We start from the raw sequence: 16556 nt of genomic DNA, 5'->3' as shown, positions 1-16556 counted from the left end.
AAGATACTATGAGCACGATTCCGGCAATGGTCTGCTGGTACGAAGGGATGGCGATGTTGCCGCAACATTTCCAGTTACAGGCGCTGCGCAATGAAATGCTTCCCGCCATGCTGGCGCGGTGCGCCAATCCCGGATTCTGGGGCGTTAACCACCTACATATCGACGAAGCCGCACTGTGTGCCGGTATGCTGCGTATCCTGCGTCTTGAGGCAATCATGCCCGACGGCACGCCGATTGAGTACGATATCAGCCGCGACTCGCCGCTGGAGTTCGACTGCCAACATCTACTCCCCGCCGCGCCGGACAGTGAACATATTCTCTGGCTGGCGCTGCCGCCGCTAAACCGCGCCGAACAGTGGCAGTTGATGAATGACCGCTATCGCTCAACGAACAGCGCCCCAATGCCGGATCTGAGCAGCGGAGAATTTCCTGAAAGTATTTCGCTGTGGCAGCCCGCACCACGCCTGGTTTGTCAGCATGAACGCGCCGATTTAATCTGTCTGCCGCTACTTCAGATAGTGTATACCGAAGCAGGATTTCGTCAGAGCGACTGGTTTCCGCCCTCGCCCAGCGTCAGTGAAGAGAGCTATCTTTCCCGCAACACGCGACAACTCTGCTTACAGGCAAGAGAAAAAATTCTGTTTTTAAGCCGGGAAATGCAGTTGGCGCAACAGAGCCAACGCACCAATGACTGGCTGTGGCTAACGCTGTCGTTACAAAGTATTCAAGGGGCTTTACCGCTGCTGGAAAGCCTGATTAACGGTGGGCGTCCACACCCTGAGGATCTTTACCGCGCGCTGTGTTTATTTCTCGGGCAGACGTCAATTCTGACCCAGGATAAAACCCTGCCCTTACTGCCGACCTTCGATTATCAAAACATGCAGCCGGCATTCGCCTCCCTTTTCACCATGTTGAAAAATCAATTGGCGCATATTCATCGCCGCTATCAACGGATCAACTTCAGCAAACTGGATAACATATTTTCGCTTCAGCTCCCCGCGAATATCCATGCCGGAGAACAGGTAGTGATTGGTCTGCTGATGCCTGCTGGCAGCACCTCCAGAGCAGAAAGCTGGTTACAAAAGAGCCTTATCGCCAGCCAACCGTTTTTGGCCGTTTTGCGTCGTCAGCGAATGCATGGGATGACACTCACTCCACTGTCCGCCGAACAGCACGGCGACTGGGAAGTCGACAGCAGTATCGCTCTGTTCACGTTAACGCTTACCACCCAGTGGTTTGAAAAAGAGACGCCGCTGGTCATTGCTCCGCTGCATGAAACCGATGACATGCCGCAGCGGATCATGCTTTACCGTCAGGAGGATCGCCATGACGCCTACGAATCCTGATATGCCTGCCTGCCGTCTGTTTGATGACGTCTTCTCTCGCTGGCTGGCGCAGTTTGAACGCTGGAAAAGCACCACGCTGCCGCCTGATGAATTGCACACCGAGGCTTTTGAGTACGCCAGTCAGGCGGTGGCAGAGTATAACCGACGTCTAATCCGTGAATTGGGTACCCCCTTTCAGCAGCAGATTGATGACGCGGTTTACGCCCTGGTCGCGCTGATTGATGAATCTGTACTCTATGGCGACTGGCCAGCCCTCTCACTCTGGCAGAGTTGCCCGCTGGAGTACCATTTGTGGCAGACCCATAGCGCCGGCGATCTGATCCCTCATAAGATCACCGCGTTACTCAATGAGCGCAGCCCCGGACAACACGATTTAGCCGCGCTTTATTTACGTTGCCTGACGCTGGGGTTCGGTTCCCGGCGTGACGATTTTGATCCACAGACCCACCAGGAAACCTGTCAACTGCTATGGCATTTTGCTTTCCAGCATGACGCCAGGTTCAGCGATATTGCCCAGCGAATGGAATCTGCAGCACTGGGAACGCCATTACAGCTTCCGGCGCACCGTCGCCTGCCTGACAACTCACGTCTGCACCTGATTGCCCTCATCATACTGCTCGCTCTGCTGCTGTTAAGCCAACGATTGTGGCTAAGTATTGAAGATGCTATCGGCGTGAATACGTTGCCTGATTTCCCGGTGACCCAGTCCTGCCAGGGAGATTCCAGGTGATGCAACACTGGCTGACTCTGCTGATTATTGTACTGGTGCTGCTGGCGATGACCCTCTGGTGCGTCTGGTGGCAGTGGGAATACCGCAACGATACGTTCATCCGTGCGCAAAAAGAGATCCAGCGCGCCTGCGGCGGTCAGGATCCTTATGACAGTATGCGCATACTGATGCTGGGCGACGAAGAAGATAACCGTCTGCTTTGTCGCAGTTGGTCACTCACCGATGGCCAGGAGTATTGGTTCGGGCAATGGTGGTTTAACCCTCAGTGTAGTGTTTTGTGCCTGCCGCAAACGTTGCAAACTACCGCGAAAAAACGGCTTATTCGCCAGAATGACTGGCAAAAAATGCTCGCGGCATTGGTGAAAAGTCGTCCGCAGCGTCCACTGGACGCGCTGATTATCACCCTGTCGCTGGATGAGTTGCACGGCGATGAGGCCGCTCGCGCCAGCCTACTGAACAACTGCCAACAGCTACAGCAAGTATGTGGGTTGAGTTTACCGGTCTACCTGCTGATAAGCGGTGTAGAAGCACTGGAAGGGGCTTCGTCTTTGTTAGCCATGTTGCCGGAGGAGGCTCGTCGCAGCCCCATCGGGAGTGCCATCCCGGTCGCCAGAGAGGCCATCTGGAAGCCACAGTGGATAGACAGCGCGCTGGACAATACCCGAAGCTCACTGCGCATGCTCATCACGGAACTCGGCGCGCTGCGGGGAAATACGCCGGAAGATCTGTTTCGTCTGCCGGAAAACCTCCTGCCGCTAGCCGCCCCGCTACATGATTATTTCGATTCTCTGTTTAACAGCAACGCCCGCGATGAACCTCCACTATTGCGTGGGATCTGGTTTGTCGCCCGTACGCTAACCCATGATAAACCACGGATGCAGTTTTGCCAGACGCTACTGAGCGGCAAAATTGCCACCGAGCGTGGTCTGGCGCTCCCGGTCCGCCGCCTGCTGCGCCTGAATCTGCGCCGCCATTTCATTACCCTCGCCTGTTATAGCTGTCTTTGTGTTATCTGGCTGGCGGCAATGATCTGGAGCTGGCAATACCAACATACCAACGCCGTTTTACTACACGATCGTCTGCAAGTGCTGGCCACACAAACCCTGCGCGCCAATAACGCAGGCGAACGATCCACCGCACTGTACTGGCGAGTGCTTAACGGTATTCCACAGTGGCAGTTTCGATCTGTTGTCTGGCCCGGTTCCTTGTTCAGCCATACCGACACAAAATTACGGGACACCTTTAATAACGCCACGTTAGCCAGCCTGCTATTACCTGCGACCAACAGCATCTGTCTGCAAAGTCAAAGTGAGAAGATGTCCGAGCAGGAGGAGCTACTGCCCGAGGAGCGTTACCGCCAGATTCAGCACCTGCTTAGCCAGGCAAAGCAAATGGAGTCGCGTTATTTACCATTACTGCAATTAATGCAGGTGAAGCAACCCACTATACAGACGCTGGCAAACGTCAGCGCCAGCATCTGGGGCGTGACCGTAGATACAGAATCGCTACCGTCGCAGGATCGTCTGAATGGGATGATTGCCACCCTCAACCTTTCACGCCTCAAGTTGCCTGACGCCAGTGAATTAACGCAGCGAAACAGCGAGTATTTTTCTCGCGAAACGATGCGCTGGCTGGAGCAGAATTATGGCAACACCAGTCTGGATAACAACGAAGAGCAGCTCGAACAGTTACTGACGTTATTCAGCAATGACTCACGGGTTACTCCGCTATTTGTGCGTTCCTTAATCCGTCAGGTCAGCCGTTTACAGGCCACGCTAACTACGATTAATAATCTTAGCCGCAATGCGACTCACTCACCTATTCGGCTGCCGTTGGATGAGCTCCTCACCCAGGCACGCACGCTCCGACTGATCGACAATGATGTGATTCAAGAAGTGTTACGTCATGAAGCCTTATTGCGCCAACGCTTTCTGGCACAGGTCGATGGTTCCCGTCTGCATTTCTCCTCACTAACCGAGCAGTCGCCGGAAGGCGAGTTCAGCGTGTCACCGGATGTTGTCGCGCTGCAAAAAAGCCTGCGCGATCTGCTCAATCAACCGTTTTGGCAGCGTGGGGCGAGCCTGCCGACCGACACAACAGCAGGTTATCCCGGGAATCTACAACTCCAGCAGGCACTGGCGCTGTTTGGCGGATATGAGCGTTTTATACAACAACTTCCGGACAGTATCTGGCGTCCCAAACTCACTATGCTGGCCCGGCAAGCAGTTGAAAACGCCATGCTTCAGGCACTGTACTCGGGGGCAGCCGAGTCACCTGACCATAGCAATCTCAGTACGGCTAGCGCGGATCAACTCATTGACGCGTTCAACCAGCTTAATCGTCCTCAGTTTGCCATCGCATTACGTCAGCAAGCCGCAGCCCAGGTGATTGCCCGCGTGCGCCAGGACGGCGGCGCGTTACTGCCGGCGATCGCCCCTCCCGCCGTGAATTACGCCACGGCAGAGCAGGCGCAGATCAGCGGGCAGAAGATTGCCGGTTGGGCCAACGCGCAAGCCGCGCAAATCTCCGGCGCATTGACCCGCTATCAGCAGGATATCGACTGGCTCGACAAACAGCGTCCATGGCTTACCACGACGGAAAACCAGCTTATCGTCCGCTGGAGCAGTTCACTGGCCACAATGCAGCGGCTGCAACAACAGGATCCTGGCAGCCCGCCGATGCAAATGACCACGCTTGCCGCCGCGCTGCCCACGCTTTCCGCTCAGAATTGTCAGAGCGAGCTGGCGCAGTTCACCACTTCCGGCGGTAACGATTTTTACAGCCAATCGCTGAACGCGCTGGTAAACGCATCGCAGCAAACATGCCAGCAGCTACGCCAGCAGGCGAGCATAGGCGCGGTGGGGCAAATCTTCACACTGTACAACGTCTGGCTGGCGGGGCATTTCCCCTTTACCGCCGCGCCACAGGCACCGGATGCCGATGTCGATCGGGTTCGCGAACTCACGACTTTACTCGCGCAGCTCCCTCCAGAAACGCTCTCTGCGCAGCCGCCATTGATTCAACAACTGGCGGCGGCGCAGCCATTACTTTCCGCGCTGGTCAGTCCGGAAGGGGTTACGTTACGCGTTATCTGGCGCACCTCTCGTCACCGCGAGGTCGGCGCTGACCAAATTGCCGACTGGCGGCTTACCGGCAATCAACAGGCAATAAGCTACCCCGGCGGCACGACGGATCTGCACTGGCGTAGCGGAGACAGCCTGAACTTTAGTCTACGCTGGGCAACTAACTCCGCCTGGCGACCAATGCCAGGTCTGTCACAGACAGGTGTAACGGTAAGCGGTGATACTGGTCGCTGGCGCTGGCAGGGGGCATGGTCACTGCTGAGGATGATCAACCAACAGCGCGTCGGCGGCGCGCTGGCGCAACCGCTGCCATTACGCTTTTCGCTTCCTGTGGGAGATGGTCAGCAACAGTTACAAACCACCGTCTTTTGGCAGATCGCGCTGTTGGATGCACAGGGCAAAGCGCCGCTACCGTGGGTACCGCTTACCGAACAGGGATTATCACAAGGAAAATGATGGAACATATTCAGGCATTACTGACGCCTATTCAGGCGGATAAACCGTGCGGAGACGCGATCCGCTATTCACCAGAGTTCGACCGACTGGTCGCCGCTCGCCAGCAGGATGACGAAACGCTGCCCACGGGCGTCTGGCAAAGCACGCCGCGACGCGCTGACTGGGACGCCGTCGCACAGATCGCCACGTCGCTGACAAAAACGCTCAGCAAGGATCTGGTGATTATGAGCTGGCTGGGTGAGGCATGGATTCGGTCACAAGGCTTAACGTCTTTGCCCGATGCTCTGGCATTGGCCACGCTGGCGCTGGAGCGTTATCCAGAGGAATTGCACCCAAAAATCAAAGAGGGCGACTATGATTATCGCGCCGCCCCACTTTGCTGGATGGCGCAGCATTACGCCGTTCTGGTCGCCGAAGCTCCGCTATTTATAGCGAATGGAGAGCATATCTCCTTATCACAGTGGCAGCAGGGAAAATTATCAGACGTTCCCCTACCTGGGGCGGAAGAGTCGATCGTTACGGCGCTAACAGCAAGTCTTGAATGGCTTACGCGGCTTAATACCGTATGTCAGGGCTGGCCCGCAGCATCCGCACCGTCTTTCAATCCGCTGGAACAAAAAATTAAAACCTGCCTGCAAGCATTGGGGGCTAACGTGCCAGTCCCCTCACAGCCTGTCGTACAAGAAGCGGCACCAGTGCCTGGTAATCCCGTTGCATTTGCCCACCGCGGGGAAGCGTATCGGATGATTAAAGAGGTCGCGGATTACCTGGCGCGTACTGAACCACACAGCCCGGTGCCTTATCTGCTCTATCGCGCCTTTGCCTGGGGGAATACGCCGCTACCTGAATTGCTCAATGAACTGATTAGCGGCGATGAGTCCGCTCGCCGACTGTGGAAACAATTGGGGGTACTGCCATGAGTTGTCCTGCCGTATGTACTGGCGCGATGCTGCAATGCTCGTTTGGTATAGCGCCAGCTACGCTGAACGTGTTGCCCACCAGCCGAACCATCGTCAACAACCTGCCGATGGCGAATATTATGGATAACAAACCGTTTGTAAACATTCTGCCGTTCGGGATGTGCAACAGCATAGCTAACCCGACCGTTGCAGCCGCAACCGCGGCGGCGCTCGGCGTGCTGACGCCAATGCCGTGTATCCCCGCCACACCGGCCCCCTGGGCGCCGGGCTCACCCACGGTATTAGTGGGAAATATGCCCGCACTCACCGCCCAGTCAAAGCTGATCTGCATGTGGGGCGGCGTGATCCAGATTAGCTTCCCCGGCCAGGTAATGACCGTTGTGCCGTGATGTGATGCCCTTGAAATTAAGGGGGGAACGATTGCAGGAGACGACGCTGCAGGATAATCGCAGCGTCTTTAAAAGCGACTCACGCACTCCATGGCGACCGTTTTGAACTCGGTGAAATTCCGGCACGCGCAGAGTCGCGTCATGGCCCGCTCGCGCAGGAAAGTGACGAAAATATCATAAATCGCCATTGCTTCTTCATACTCGCTTTTACTGATGGCGAGCAGGAAGATCACGTGCGCCGTTTCATCGCCCCAGGCAATACCCTGCGGGGCGAGAATGGTGTAGACCACCGTTTTCTTTGCCAACAGACCGAGGGAGTGCGGCAGGGCGATGCCGTCACCCAGCATAGTGCTGACGATGGCCTCACGCTCGACCACCGAATCAAGAAACTCCGCATCGACAAAGCCTTCATCCTGCAGCTGACGGCATAGTGTATTGAACAACGTTTGTTGATCCATTGGGCCATCGATAACGCGGAAATGGGCGGCATCGAAAAATTTGTTCAGCATCCACGGACGGGTTCTGTCGACCAGCACCAGTTTGCCAATCTGCTCCAGTTGATAATCGGTAGGGAACGGCGCAATCATCACCACAGGCTTATCTTTTTCTCCGAGCCGCGCGGTCGAAATCACGAAGTCTTCGCTGATGCTTTCCCGCTGTTCGTAGTCGCGTAGCGTCACGGTATCGACGATTTCTATCTGCGGATACTTACGCGCCAACACCGCTTCAATCATCCGTGCCATCGCATTTCCGGCATCGCATACCAGCAGAACTTTCGGTTGCCTTTGATAACCAATGTTGTAACTACGTTCCAGCCCAACGCCGATATGCAGGACAAGGAAACCAATCTCATTTTCACTGATGGTGTACGGCGTATATTTGCCCCATCCCGAGACGGCGGCCAGCGTCATATCCCATGCCATCGGATAGTGTTGTTTAATATTTTCCAGTAGCGGATTTGGGATCATTATCTGGTAACGCACCCGGGTGATCATCGTTTTAATATGCGTCAGCAGGTCGGCATGTAACTGCTTGTCATTCAACAGGTTGTAGTTGTACTGGCTGTTGATAAACCGCAGGATGTAATTGACCAGCGCTTCATCATCATCCGCATTGATGGCACTGGGAGCGATCTCCTGAACCTGGCGAGCAGCAATATGCACCTGCAGCCAGTTCTCTTCAGAAATGGAGAGCGGTTTATCCGCCAACCGATGCAATACCGCCGCGATTTCCCGTGTGGCCAGGCATACAGATTGCTCGGCTTCTTCTGCGGCAAATTCCGGTAGCGGATACCCTTCGCTAATCCGCCGTACCGCCACCGCGCAGTACAAGCGCAAAAACAGCTCGCCCTCATCGGTCAGGCGGATATGAAAACGGGCGAAAATGTCCTGCAAAACGGGTTGCAGCCGCTCAGGAAGCCCGGCATTCAATGCTTCTTCCGTCACCAATGGGTGCTGCGGATCCTGCTGTGCCAGCATCCACAACAGATCGGTCAAACAGGCGCGGATCGCCATCTCGCTGCCGAACAGCTTCATGCCGTGTCGCGGGCGCGTTTCCAGCGTCAGATGATAACGTTGCAGATGCTCGCGCACCTCTGCCATATCGTTTTGCAGCGTCGCGCGACTGATAAACCATTCATCAGCCAAATCTTCCAGCTTCAGTGAAAAGGCCGAAGTCAGAAAGCGAACCACCAGCCAGTGAACCCGTTCCTGGCTGGTGCGTGGGATACGCAGCAACGTGTCAGGCTGCTGCGTCTGCAGGGTATGAAAACTTGCCGGATCGTCAATTTTGAGCTGATAACCGTTACCCCGGCTGAGGACAAACTGCGCGCCATACTGGGAGAGCAGCGCGTTTAGCGCGGTGATGTCCGCCCGTACGGTGCGTGTGGAAACCGACAACCGCTGCGCCAGCTCGTCCTGTGGAAGCGCTTCGTTTTGCAACATGCCAAATAGCTGCGCTAAACGTTGGTTGGGGAATCGCACGTCAGTTTCCTCATCTGTCAATTAGCCTACGCAGGCCCGGGTCATCGCCATCAGTTGGCGTACGTCGTCCGGACGGGTGTTACCACTCACCTTATCAATAATCGAACTATAGATGTGAGGAATGATTTTGCTCACGCCGGCATCGAGGGCGATCTGCAGGATTTCACTGAAATTATCCAGATCGATCCCCCCCGTTGGCTCCAGCCAGAAGTCATGACGCGCGCAGGCCCGGGCGACCGCGATGTACTCGTCACGGCATTGCAGGCCGCCCATTGGGAAGTATTTAATTGAGCTACCGCCCATATCTTTGAGCAGCGCAATGGCGGTTTCTACCGGCACAATGCCGTCCGGCGCTTTGCTGCTTAGCGGACCGGTGGATATCTTTACCAGTCCCGGCGTACCGGTTGGCGAAACCAGACCGTTGACCACCGTGTTCTGCTGGCCCAGCAGCGCGCGACTGGTCGCCACGCCGGTAAAGACCTGATTAACATGCTGTGGCTGCACCTGACGGGAAATTTCACTGACCATCGCCGACTGGTTAGGATCGCCCGCCCCCAGCCCCACGGAGAGCGCATTGTCGATCAGCGCCGCGTATTCACGCATATCCGTTACCGCGCTTGCGACATCCGGGTAATTTTTTGACAGTACGCCAACCAGCACATGCCCTTCCGCCGCCGCGTAAATCTCCCGGGCGTTTTCTTTGGAGCCTGCCAGTACGTTCAGGCAGACGCGGTCGCGATAAAAATTAGGGATCAGTTTCATGCTTTTTTCTCCTGCGAAATCACTTCACCAATTCGACGGGCCACAATCTCCAGTTGCGCGCGATCAACGCTGCGTACATCGGCTTCGATAATGCCTTCGTTGGCTTTGTAACCGCGGAAGTAAATCGCGTACTCCCCTTGCTTCAGCGCGTCGACCAGTTCGCCAGTGGCGATCCCGGTTACCGCTTCGTCAAATTTAATTTCCGTGCGTGCGATATCGCGCCCTGCGCTGTCCCACACCACGCGGGCGCTCACGCCGTGAAGCTGATTCAAGTTATTAATAAACGGCGTCATTTTCTCGACCATTTCCGCACCGCTCTCTTTCTGCGCGTTGAGGTACAGTTCAATAGCACAGGTCAGGCCAAGTATTCCCTCTTTACCCACCTTCATTGCCCGGCCAATACCCGCCGTTTGACGTTTTACCCACTCAACGTATTGAGTTTTACCGATCACCAGACCGCTGGTTGGCCCCTCAATCGCCTTCGCGCCGCTATAGATAACGAGATCTGCGCCCACGCGGTAGTAGCACTGCAAATCTTCTTCCGCCGCCGCGTCCACAATCAGCGGTAGATTATGCGTGCGCGCCACCACCGCAGCCTGCTCCACGCTGAGCATACTTTTCTGTACGCAGTGGTGAGATTTGATATACAGAATGGCCGCGGTGCGCGGTGTGATGGCCGCTGCCAGTTGCGCCGCGGAACATTCATTGGCATAACCGGCTTCTACGACCTTGCCGCCGCCAAGCGCTACCATGGTGCCCACCGGCGCGCCAAAGTTGACGTTGTGGCCTCTGGGCAACACGATTTCGTTGTTGTCGATGGGCATGACGTGCAGGTTCTCCAGCAACCAGTCGCTGTCTTTAACCAGCACAGCCGCGACCGACTGGGCGATCCCGGCCGAAGCGCAGGAGACAACGGTTGCCCCTTCCACTTCCAGCAATTTCGCGATGTAGTCACCGGTTTTATTCACCAGGTCTTTCATCTCAAAGTATTGGTTCATCCCCGCCATCGCGGCCTCAACCACTTCGGGTCGCGGCGTAGAGACACCGAGCGCCGTCATGCGACCTGATGTGTTAATCACCTGTTTTAATTTGTATTTCTCAAAAATCGAAGGCATGTTCCGCGCTCCCTTGTTCGGTCATATAGCCCTTACCCGCACGTATTGCGGCAAGCGGCACCAGCAGTTGTTCAGCCTGCAGGCTGTCGTTTTCTGCATCTACCAGCACGGTTGGCTGGCGTTTCAGCGTAAAGAGGGTTAAATCGGCATCCAGACCGACCTGCAGTCGCCCCTTCTGTTTCAGGCGCAGACCATCGGCAGCATGGGCGGTAACGCATTCAATGACCTGCGGAAGCGACATGCCAATGGCGAGGAATTTCGACATTACATTCGCCAGGGAATGCACCGGGCCGCTGATACGGTTACGACAGTAAATATCGGAGCTGATGGTGTGCGGCAAAATACCCAGGCCGATAGCGCGTTTTGCCACCGCAAAGCTCAGGCTGGCGGTGCCATGCCCAACATCCAGACGCACGCCGCGTGAAATCGCCCGCGTCACTGACGCCCGCAACTCACCTTGCGGCGTCAGAATGCGGTTCGGCTTACCGTTGTAGCAGTGGGTAATAATGTCGCCCGCGGTGAGGCGTTCGGCGATCTCATCCAGATCTGGCGGGTTGTTGCCGATGTGTACCATCAGCGGCAGGTCGCCGTTTTGCGCCTGCATCGCTTTGGCGCGATCCAGCGGCGTGATGCCGTTAACCCCTACCACGCTGCTGCTCATGCGCGCCTTCAGGCCGACGATAAAGTCCGGGTGACGTTTCACCGCCTGCCGCACCGCATCGGCGTCAATATTGGCCATGTCAGCCAGCTCGTTTTGGGCAATAAGCCCAACGCGTGAAACATTCAGCAGCGCATAAACCTCGGTGGCCGCGCCACGGGTCAGCGTGTAAAAATCGTCAATATCATCAGCGCCAGTACTCCCGGCATCCACCACGGTGGTTACGCCAGTGGCAATACCCACGCTGTCCGGTTCGTCGTGGTAAATCGGCGATTTCGGGTAGCAGTGAACGTGAGAATCAATCCAACCCGCGCTAACGTAACATTCGCCGCGCAGGTCAATGGTTTTCAGCGCCGGACCATCAACGTCACCCAACGCCGCGATTTTGCCATCCTGAAGGGCAATATTAGTCAGCGTGTCATCGACCAGACGCGCATGGCGCAGGAGTAAATCAAACATCGTTCTCTCCTTTGCCGGATGGCGGCGTAACCGCCTTATCCGGCCTACAAATCAACAGTTAGCTAATCGCAATCGGGAAGATGGAACCGAGGATCATCGCGCCGAGAATCGCCCCGCCGGTGATCGGTTTTTGCCAGATATAAAACAGCAGCGCACCCAGCAGCGAACCCACGCCAATCGGAATAGAGGCCGTCATCGCGCTGAGGATAATCAAGGGACCGAGGAAGCGGCCAGAAGCGTTACCGGCCCCCATCATCACGTCCGCTCCGTAGGTTGAGTCGCTCTGATTGATGGTGAACTTACGCGCCAGAATGATGATGTAGCCAATCGCCAGACCAATCACCAGGCCGGTGACCAGCGAGGCAGCGAAGTTGGCGACCGGGAAGATAATGCCCGCGCCCAGCAGCAGCGCCGGAACGCCTAACCCGACCCCGGTCTGGATCGCCCCGCCGATATCCAGAATCCCCACCAGCGAACCTTCAATGATGCGGGCAAACAGGAAGCTGGCGCCAAATGCCGCTACCGCCCCGTAGGAGCCGGTGTCCATTCCCGCTTTCAACATCGCCACAAACGCCACTTCGTTGAATGCGCCGATACCGTACAGGTAGTACATGTGCGTTCCGGCAAACACGCCGGATGAGAGCAGGCCAACGAAGATCGGGAACGACCAGTCGGCGAACCAAAAACCTTTATTCTGTTCCATTATGGCCTCCGTTATTTACCGCTGAGCGAGTTATGGATAAGTTCCAACCAGTCAGGCACGGTCAGATGGAAGGATTCGATCATCTTCATGTCGAAGCCGCGGAAGAAGCCGCTCAGGACGAACAGCGCGACGATAGCCACCATCATCACTTTCGTCACGTGGTTCCAGCCGCTCTCTTCAACACCTTTGCCGATCAAAATGCCCAGAACCAGACCCGGGACGGCGTTACCCATAATTAACTGCGCCGCGCCGCCAAAAACGGTAGCCCAGAAGCCGGATTTCTTGCCGGCATCAATCGCCGCCAGCCAGAAGATCACTGGCATCACGGTGTTGACCAGCAGGTTTGCCGCGGGCACCAGCACCTTAACGGCAGTAACCTGTAGCGCTTCCGGTACGGATGACGCGGTGAGGTTCAGGAAGGTCACGACAATCATGCCGATAACACCGCAGGCGATCGCCATGCGCTTAGGATCGTGCAGCGTTTCACCAACGTTGCGATTTTTGATCATCAGCGCGGCGGCCCCCCAGTTGGGTATGATGCGATGGTCGACGTCCTGCGTGAACGCCCCTGCGGCAACGGAAGAAGCCCAGGCGTTAAAGAAAAAGCCCAGACCGAATGAGAAGTGAGAAGCCGGATCCCCTTCACAGGAATTCAGTTCTCCCAGAGTACGAAACGCGCCCATCCCTTGAGTGGTCGGCGCATGAAACATGCGTGCAGCCCCAGCGCCGACACCGACGCCAACCAGGCCGCCGATGATGAGCGATTTTATTAATATTATCAGGAACATAATTATGCCTTTTAATAAAAGATCAGCGTTGCGTAACGAAATCCACCTTGTCGAGATTGATGGCAGTCACGTTGACGGTCACGTCCAGCTCTACGCTGAAGGTGCGTCTTTCCCGGCGCAGGAAGAGGAACAAAAACGCCTCTTTGCGCACCGTTTCACGCGCTTGAACAACCTGCACATCCTGTGGCTCAATACGCAGTAAGATATGCGGGGACGCTTTCATCACCGCAGCCTGAACGTGGTTCAGGGCGTCGGCAAAGGCGCGCGCTTTAGCCTCCCCCTTACCCGTGACTCTCACCGTGGTGGTGAATTGCTCTTTCATGCTTAAGCGCCGTATTTCTTTTGCCACGCCTGTACCAGGCGCTCGCCGAGTTCTTCTTTGTCCATAAAACCGAACCCCAACACGTTGCAGCCTTCGTTGATGGCGGTTACCCCTTCATCGACCGAGCGCATGCCATATTTCGCCTTGTAGCCATATTTGGTTTGCGCGGTAATCGCGCCCGCCCCGCCGCTACCGCAAAACGAGATCCCAAAGGTGGCGTTTTCCGCTTTCATCACATCGCCCAGCTTCATATCTGCCGCGACACCCGGCACCACGACCGCGCGGCCACCCGCTTTCTCAACGCCTGCCGCCACTTTCTGGCCTTTACCCAGGCGATCGCCAATCACTACGGTAATTTGATCCATCTTTTGCTCCTTAAAGGTTGTCTTTCGCGACTTCGAAGTGCACCGACAGCAGCCAGGCCTCTTCCTCAGGAAGATTGCCAAACTCAGCGACCACGTCGCGGGCAAGCGCCATTGATTCGGCAGATATTTCATCAAACAAGCTGGCATCGACTTCTGGTAAGGGTTCACCCGTTACCGAGCGGTGCGCCATGGCGCGAACATGCGACGTCAGCATCTGTTCCTGTACGGCGTTGGGAATAATGTGGCGTTCACGCAGCAAGGCATACACTTGCGCCAGCATGCGGTCGGCCAGTTCAACCGATTCCCCCATGTCATTCATTACAGCTCCGTTATTCACTCGTCTTACCCCACTAATGGCTCTGAGGGTAAATTAGCGGCGGGGGTTAAAAGTTTGTAGCGAGTTGTTTTCCACTTCGAAGTGGAAAGAGGCGCAGCGATAGTGATCTATGCCGCAGAAAAGGCGATATTTGCGCTTTAGAGGCGGGAAACTGTGACGGGCATCGCAAGAGATGAGCAGAAAACAGCCTGTTCGGCGAATGATTTCTCTAGCTCTAAAGTTGAAAAAATGTGACGGGGATAGCCTTTGGCGTCTTATCCGGCCTACAATTATGCAGGCCGGATAGAGCAAATTAACGGAACTTCTTGTGGTTTTCGTTGCGTGTTTTTTTCAGGTCTTCCGCAACGGCTTTCGCCTCTTTGACTTTACCTTCGTTCGCCAGCTTCAACGCGCCGTCGATCTGACCGATCAGCGTGTCAAAGCCGTGGCGGAAATCCTTCATCTCCGGACTATCCGGGGATTTGTTTTCCAGCTTCGGCGGCGTTCCCTTTTGCGCGTCCAGCGCGGCTGCACGCATTTTGGTTAACGCGTCTTTCAGCTCAGTCGCATTATCCGTTTTTTCGACGATTTTCAGGTTGTCGTTGAGGATCCCCATATCGTCTTCAAGATCGGCTGCAAACGCAGAAGAACCAAGAATCAGCGTTGAAGCTGCGACGATCGCTAACAGGTGTTTACGCATTGCTCACTTCCTTTTTTATTATTCAAAAATAAACAAACGCCAGATACCCTCAATAATTCACGCCACAGCTTGAAGTATGACGGGTATTATTGCCCGGCGATCTTCATCTCCGGCAACAGGACTGAACCACACTGAATATTACTGCGCGTTTCAATATCGTTGCCAACGGTGACGATATTACGCCACATCTCTTTTAAGTTACCGGCGATGGTAATTTCACTCACCGGATACTGAATTTCGCCGTTTTCGACCCAGAAGCCCGCCGCACCGCGCGAGTAATCGCCGGTAATGCCGCTTACGCCCTGCCCCATCAGCTCAGTCACCACCAGGCCCGTGCCCATCTCTTTGAGCATCTGCTCGAAGCTTAGACCTTGTCCGGGAATACGCCAGTTGTGAATACCGCCCGCATGACCGGTGCTCTTCAGCCCCAGCTTACGGGCAGAGTAGTTGGTCAGCAGCCACTGGGTCAAAATGCCCTCTTTAATAATGTCACGACGCTCTGTGCGTACGCCTTCGCTGTCAAATGGCGAGGAGGCCAGCCCTTTCAGCAGATGGGGATGCTCTTCAATGGTCAACCATTCCGGCAGAATTTGTTTGCCCAGCGAGTCCAGCAGGAAGGTGGATTTGCGATATACAGAGCCACCAGCAATCGCGCCGACCAGGTGTCCGAACAGTCCGGTCGCCACTTCATTGGCGAAAATAACCGGCGCTTTCATGGTGGAAAGCTTACGCGGAGACAGGCGCGATAAGGTACGGCGCGCACAGTCTGCCCCTACCCATTCCGGCGTTTGCAGATCGCCCATCGCCCGGCCAATGGTGTAAGCGTAATCACGCTCCATATCGCCATTTTCTTCCGCGATCACGCAGCTGGAAAGGGAATGACGCGTGGAGCAGTAGCCCTGCAGCATGCCGTGGCTGTTGCCAAACACTTTGATGCCATAGTGGCTGTTAAAGCTGCCGCCTTCGGTATTGGTGATACGCTTATCAGCCTGCAGCGCCGCCTGTTCAGCACGAGCAGCCAGTTCGATAGCTTCGTCAGGGGAAACGTCCGCGGGGTGGAACAGGTCCAAATCGGGCGCATCAAAGGCCAGCAGTTCTTTATCTGCCACGCCCGCGCATGGGTCCGGCGAGGTGTAACGTGCAATGTCCAGCGCGGCCTGCACGGTACGGGCAATCGCCTGCGGGCTTAAATCGGTGGAGGATGCGCTGCCCTTACGGTTCTGGTGATAAACCGTAATCCCCAGCGCGCCATCGCTATTGAATTCTACGTTCTCCACTTCACCATAACGGGTGCTGACGCTAATACCCGTGGTCTTGCTAACAGCGACTTCCGCGCCATCCGACTTACCTGACGCTAATTCCAGAGCCGTCGAGACCGCTTCTTCCAGAATCTTACGCTGCGCTTCAACTTGTGAGATTACTTTCATCGCAAATGCCATAATGTAGAGAGAGTTTCTCTGAA

The 16556-nt window shown here is 55.7% G+C and carries 16 protein-coding genes; 5 read left to right on the top strand and 11 right to left on the bottom strand.

The genetic code is table 11. The features are described from left to right. Positions 1 to 8: 8 nt before the first annotated feature. From tssK to FDW97_RS15950, 5 genes are read left to right on the top strand one after another with little or no spacing between them, the layout of a single operon-like run. Positions 9 to 1346: a type VI secretion system baseplate subunit TssK gene (gene tssK / locus FDW97_RS15970; protein WP_137351304.1), complete on the top strand. Its 1338-nt coding sequence runs from the start codon at positions 9 to 11 to the stop codon at positions 1344 to 1346. After that, positions 1327 to 2076 (top strand): DotU family type IV/VI secretion system protein, encoded by a 750-nt coding sequence (locus FDW97_RS15965; RefSeq protein WP_137351303.1) that lies wholly within the window; start codon positions 1327 to 1329, stop codon positions 2074 to 2076. Before tssK ends, FDW97_RS15965 begins: the two co-directional genes overlap by 20 nt. Continuing rightward, entirely contained in the window at positions 2076 to 5615 is a 3540-nt protein-coding gene (locus FDW97_RS15960) for a type VI secretion system protein (RefSeq protein ID WP_249359801.1), read from the top strand. The genes FDW97_RS15965 and FDW97_RS15960 overlap by 1 nt, the downstream gene beginning before the upstream one ends. Further along, positions 5612 to 6535, top strand: a complete 924-nt coding sequence (locus tag FDW97_RS15955) for an ImpA family type VI secretion system protein (RefSeq protein ID WP_249359799.1) — start codon at positions 5612 to 5614, stop codon at positions 6533 to 6535. Before FDW97_RS15960 ends, FDW97_RS15955 begins: the two co-directional genes overlap by 4 nt. Then, the gene (locus FDW97_RS15950) at positions 6532 to 6924 is read left to right on the top strand and encodes a DUF4280 domain-containing protein (protein WP_085048426.1); all 393 of its coding nucleotides are present in this window, start codon (positions 6532 to 6534) and stop codon (positions 6922 to 6924) included. Before FDW97_RS15955 ends, FDW97_RS15950 begins: the two co-directional genes overlap by 4 nt. A gap of 68 nt (positions 6925 to 6992) precedes the next feature. On the opposite strand, the gene FDW97_RS15945 is transcribed toward FDW97_RS15950, so the two are convergent. The 11 genes from FDW97_RS15945 to pmbA form a co-directional block, all read right to left on the bottom strand. Further along, entirely contained in the window at positions 6993 to 8906 is a 1914-nt protein-coding gene (locus FDW97_RS15945; protein WP_137351301.1) for a BglG family transcription antiterminator, read from the bottom strand. 21 nt (positions 8907 to 8927) lie between these two features. Then, a complete protein-coding gene (locus tag FDW97_RS15940) occupies positions 8928 to 9668 on the bottom strand; it encodes a KDGP aldolase family protein (protein ID WP_137351300.1) in 741 nt (246 codons plus the stop codon). Further along, the gene (locus tag FDW97_RS15935) at positions 9665 to 10783 is read right to left on the bottom strand and encodes a DgaE family pyridoxal phosphate-dependent ammonia lyase (RefSeq protein ID WP_087857479.1); all 1119 of its coding nucleotides are present in this window, start codon (positions 10781 to 10783) and stop codon (positions 9665 to 9667) included. The genes FDW97_RS15940 and FDW97_RS15935 overlap by 4 nt, the downstream gene beginning before the upstream one ends. Beyond that, positions 10767 to 11900, bottom strand: a complete 1134-nt coding sequence (locus FDW97_RS15930) for an amidohydrolase/deacetylase family metallohydrolase (protein WP_137351299.1) — start codon at positions 11898 to 11900, stop codon at positions 10767 to 10769. Before FDW97_RS15930 ends, FDW97_RS15935 begins: the two co-directional genes overlap by 17 nt. 58 nt (positions 11901 to 11958) lie before the next feature. Continuing rightward, complete coding sequence (locus tag FDW97_RS15925) at positions 11959 to 12603, bottom strand: DUF4310 family protein (RefSeq protein ID WP_038636652.1); 645 nt, start codon at positions 12601 to 12603, stop codon at positions 11959 to 11961. Between the two features lie 11 nt (positions 12604 to 12614). Then, entirely contained in the window at positions 12615 to 13391 is a 777-nt protein-coding gene (locus FDW97_RS15920) for a DUF4311 domain-containing protein (protein ID WP_006686375.1), read from the bottom strand. A 22-nt stretch (positions 13392 to 13413) separates the two neighbouring features. Further along, positions 13414 to 13713, bottom strand: a complete 300-nt coding sequence (locus tag FDW97_RS15915; RefSeq protein ID WP_038636649.1) for a DUF4312 family protein — start codon at positions 13711 to 13713, stop codon at positions 13414 to 13416. Between the two features lie 2 nt (positions 13714 to 13715). Beyond that, entirely contained in the window at positions 13716 to 14078 is a 363-nt protein-coding gene (locus tag FDW97_RS15910) for an SFCGS family glycine-rich protein (protein ID WP_038636646.1), read from the bottom strand. Between the two features lie 10 nt (positions 14079 to 14088). Then, positions 14089 to 14397, bottom strand: coding sequence for a PRD domain-containing protein (locus tag FDW97_RS15905; protein WP_016151467.1), 309 nt, complete (start codon positions 14395 to 14397; stop codon positions 14089 to 14091). Between the two features lie 310 nt (positions 14398 to 14707). Then, positions 14708 to 15094, bottom strand: a complete 387-nt coding sequence (gene cybC / locus FDW97_RS15895; protein ID WP_038636643.1) for a cytochrome b562 — start codon at positions 15092 to 15094, stop codon at positions 14708 to 14710. 86 nt (positions 15095 to 15180) lie between these two features. Next, positions 15181 to 16533: a metalloprotease PmbA gene (pmbA, locus tag FDW97_RS15890; protein ID WP_087857482.1), complete on the bottom strand. Its 1353-nt coding sequence runs from the start codon at positions 16531 to 16533 to the stop codon at positions 15181 to 15183. Positions 16534 to 16556: the final 23 nt, after the last annotated feature.

This window comes from Citrobacter sp. wls708, from assembly GCF_005281255.1.
Taxonomy (GTDB): Bacteria; Pseudomonadota; Gammaproteobacteria; order Enterobacterales; family Enterobacteriaceae; genus Citrobacter; species Citrobacter werkmanii.
Note: the sequence above shows the minus strand (reverse complement) of the source record. Positions and strands in the feature narration are given on the sequence as shown.

Excerpts from the sequence above, each read along its gene's own strand:
- FDW97_RS15920 (WP_006686375.1), bottom strand. The coding sequence starts at position 13,391 with ATGTTCCTGATAATATTAATAAAATCGCTCATCATCGGCGGCCTGGTT.
- FDW97_RS15930 (WP_137351299.1), bottom strand. The coding sequence starts at position 11,900 with ATGTTTGATTTACTCCTGCGCCATGCGCGTCTGGTCGATGACACGCTG.
- FDW97_RS15965 (WP_137351303.1), top strand. The coding sequence starts at position 1,327 with ATGACGCCTACGAATCCTGATATGCCTGCCTGCCGTCTGTTTGATGAC.
- FDW97_RS15910 (WP_038636646.1), bottom strand. The coding sequence starts at position 14,078 with ATGGATCAAATTACCGTAGTGATTGGCGATCGCCTGGGTAAAGGCCAG.
- FDW97_RS15955 (WP_249359799.1), top strand. The coding sequence starts at position 5,612 with ATGATGGAACATATTCAGGCATTACTGACGCCTATTCAGGCGGATAAA.
- FDW97_RS15905 (WP_016151467.1), bottom strand. The coding sequence starts at position 14,397 with ATGAATGACATGGGGGAATCGGTTGAACTGGCCGACCGCATGCTGGCG.
- FDW97_RS15950 (WP_085048426.1), top strand. The coding sequence starts at position 6,532 with ATGAGTTGTCCTGCCGTATGTACTGGCGCGATGCTGCAATGCTCGTTT.
- FDW97_RS15915 (WP_038636649.1), bottom strand. The coding sequence starts at position 13,713 with ATGAAAGAGCAATTCACCACCACGGTGAGAGTCACGGGTAAGGGGGAG.
- FDW97_RS15940 (WP_137351300.1), bottom strand. The coding sequence starts at position 9,668 with ATGAAACTGATCCCTAATTTTTATCGCGACCGCGTCTGCCTGAACGTA.
- FDW97_RS15960 (WP_249359801.1), top strand. The coding sequence starts at position 2,076 with ATGCAACACTGGCTGACTCTGCTGATTATTGTACTGGTGCTGCTGGCG.
- FDW97_RS15935 (WP_087857479.1), bottom strand. The coding sequence starts at position 10,783 with ATGCCTTCGATTTTTGAGAAATACAAATTAAAACAGGTGATTAACACA.
- FDW97_RS15925 (WP_038636652.1), bottom strand. The coding sequence starts at position 12,603 with ATGGAACAGAATAAAGGTTTTTGGTTCGCCGACTGGTCGTTCCCGATC.
- cybC (WP_038636643.1), bottom strand. The coding sequence starts at position 15,094 with ATGCGTAAACACCTGTTAGCGATCGTCGCAGCTTCAACGCTGATTCTT.
- tssK (WP_137351304.1), top strand. The coding sequence starts at position 9 with ATGAGCACGATTCCGGCAATGGTCTGCTGGTACGAAGGGATGGCGATG.
- pmbA (WP_087857482.1), bottom strand. The coding sequence starts at position 16,533 with ATGGCATTTGCGATGAAAGTAATCTCACAAGTTGAAGCGCAGCGTAAG.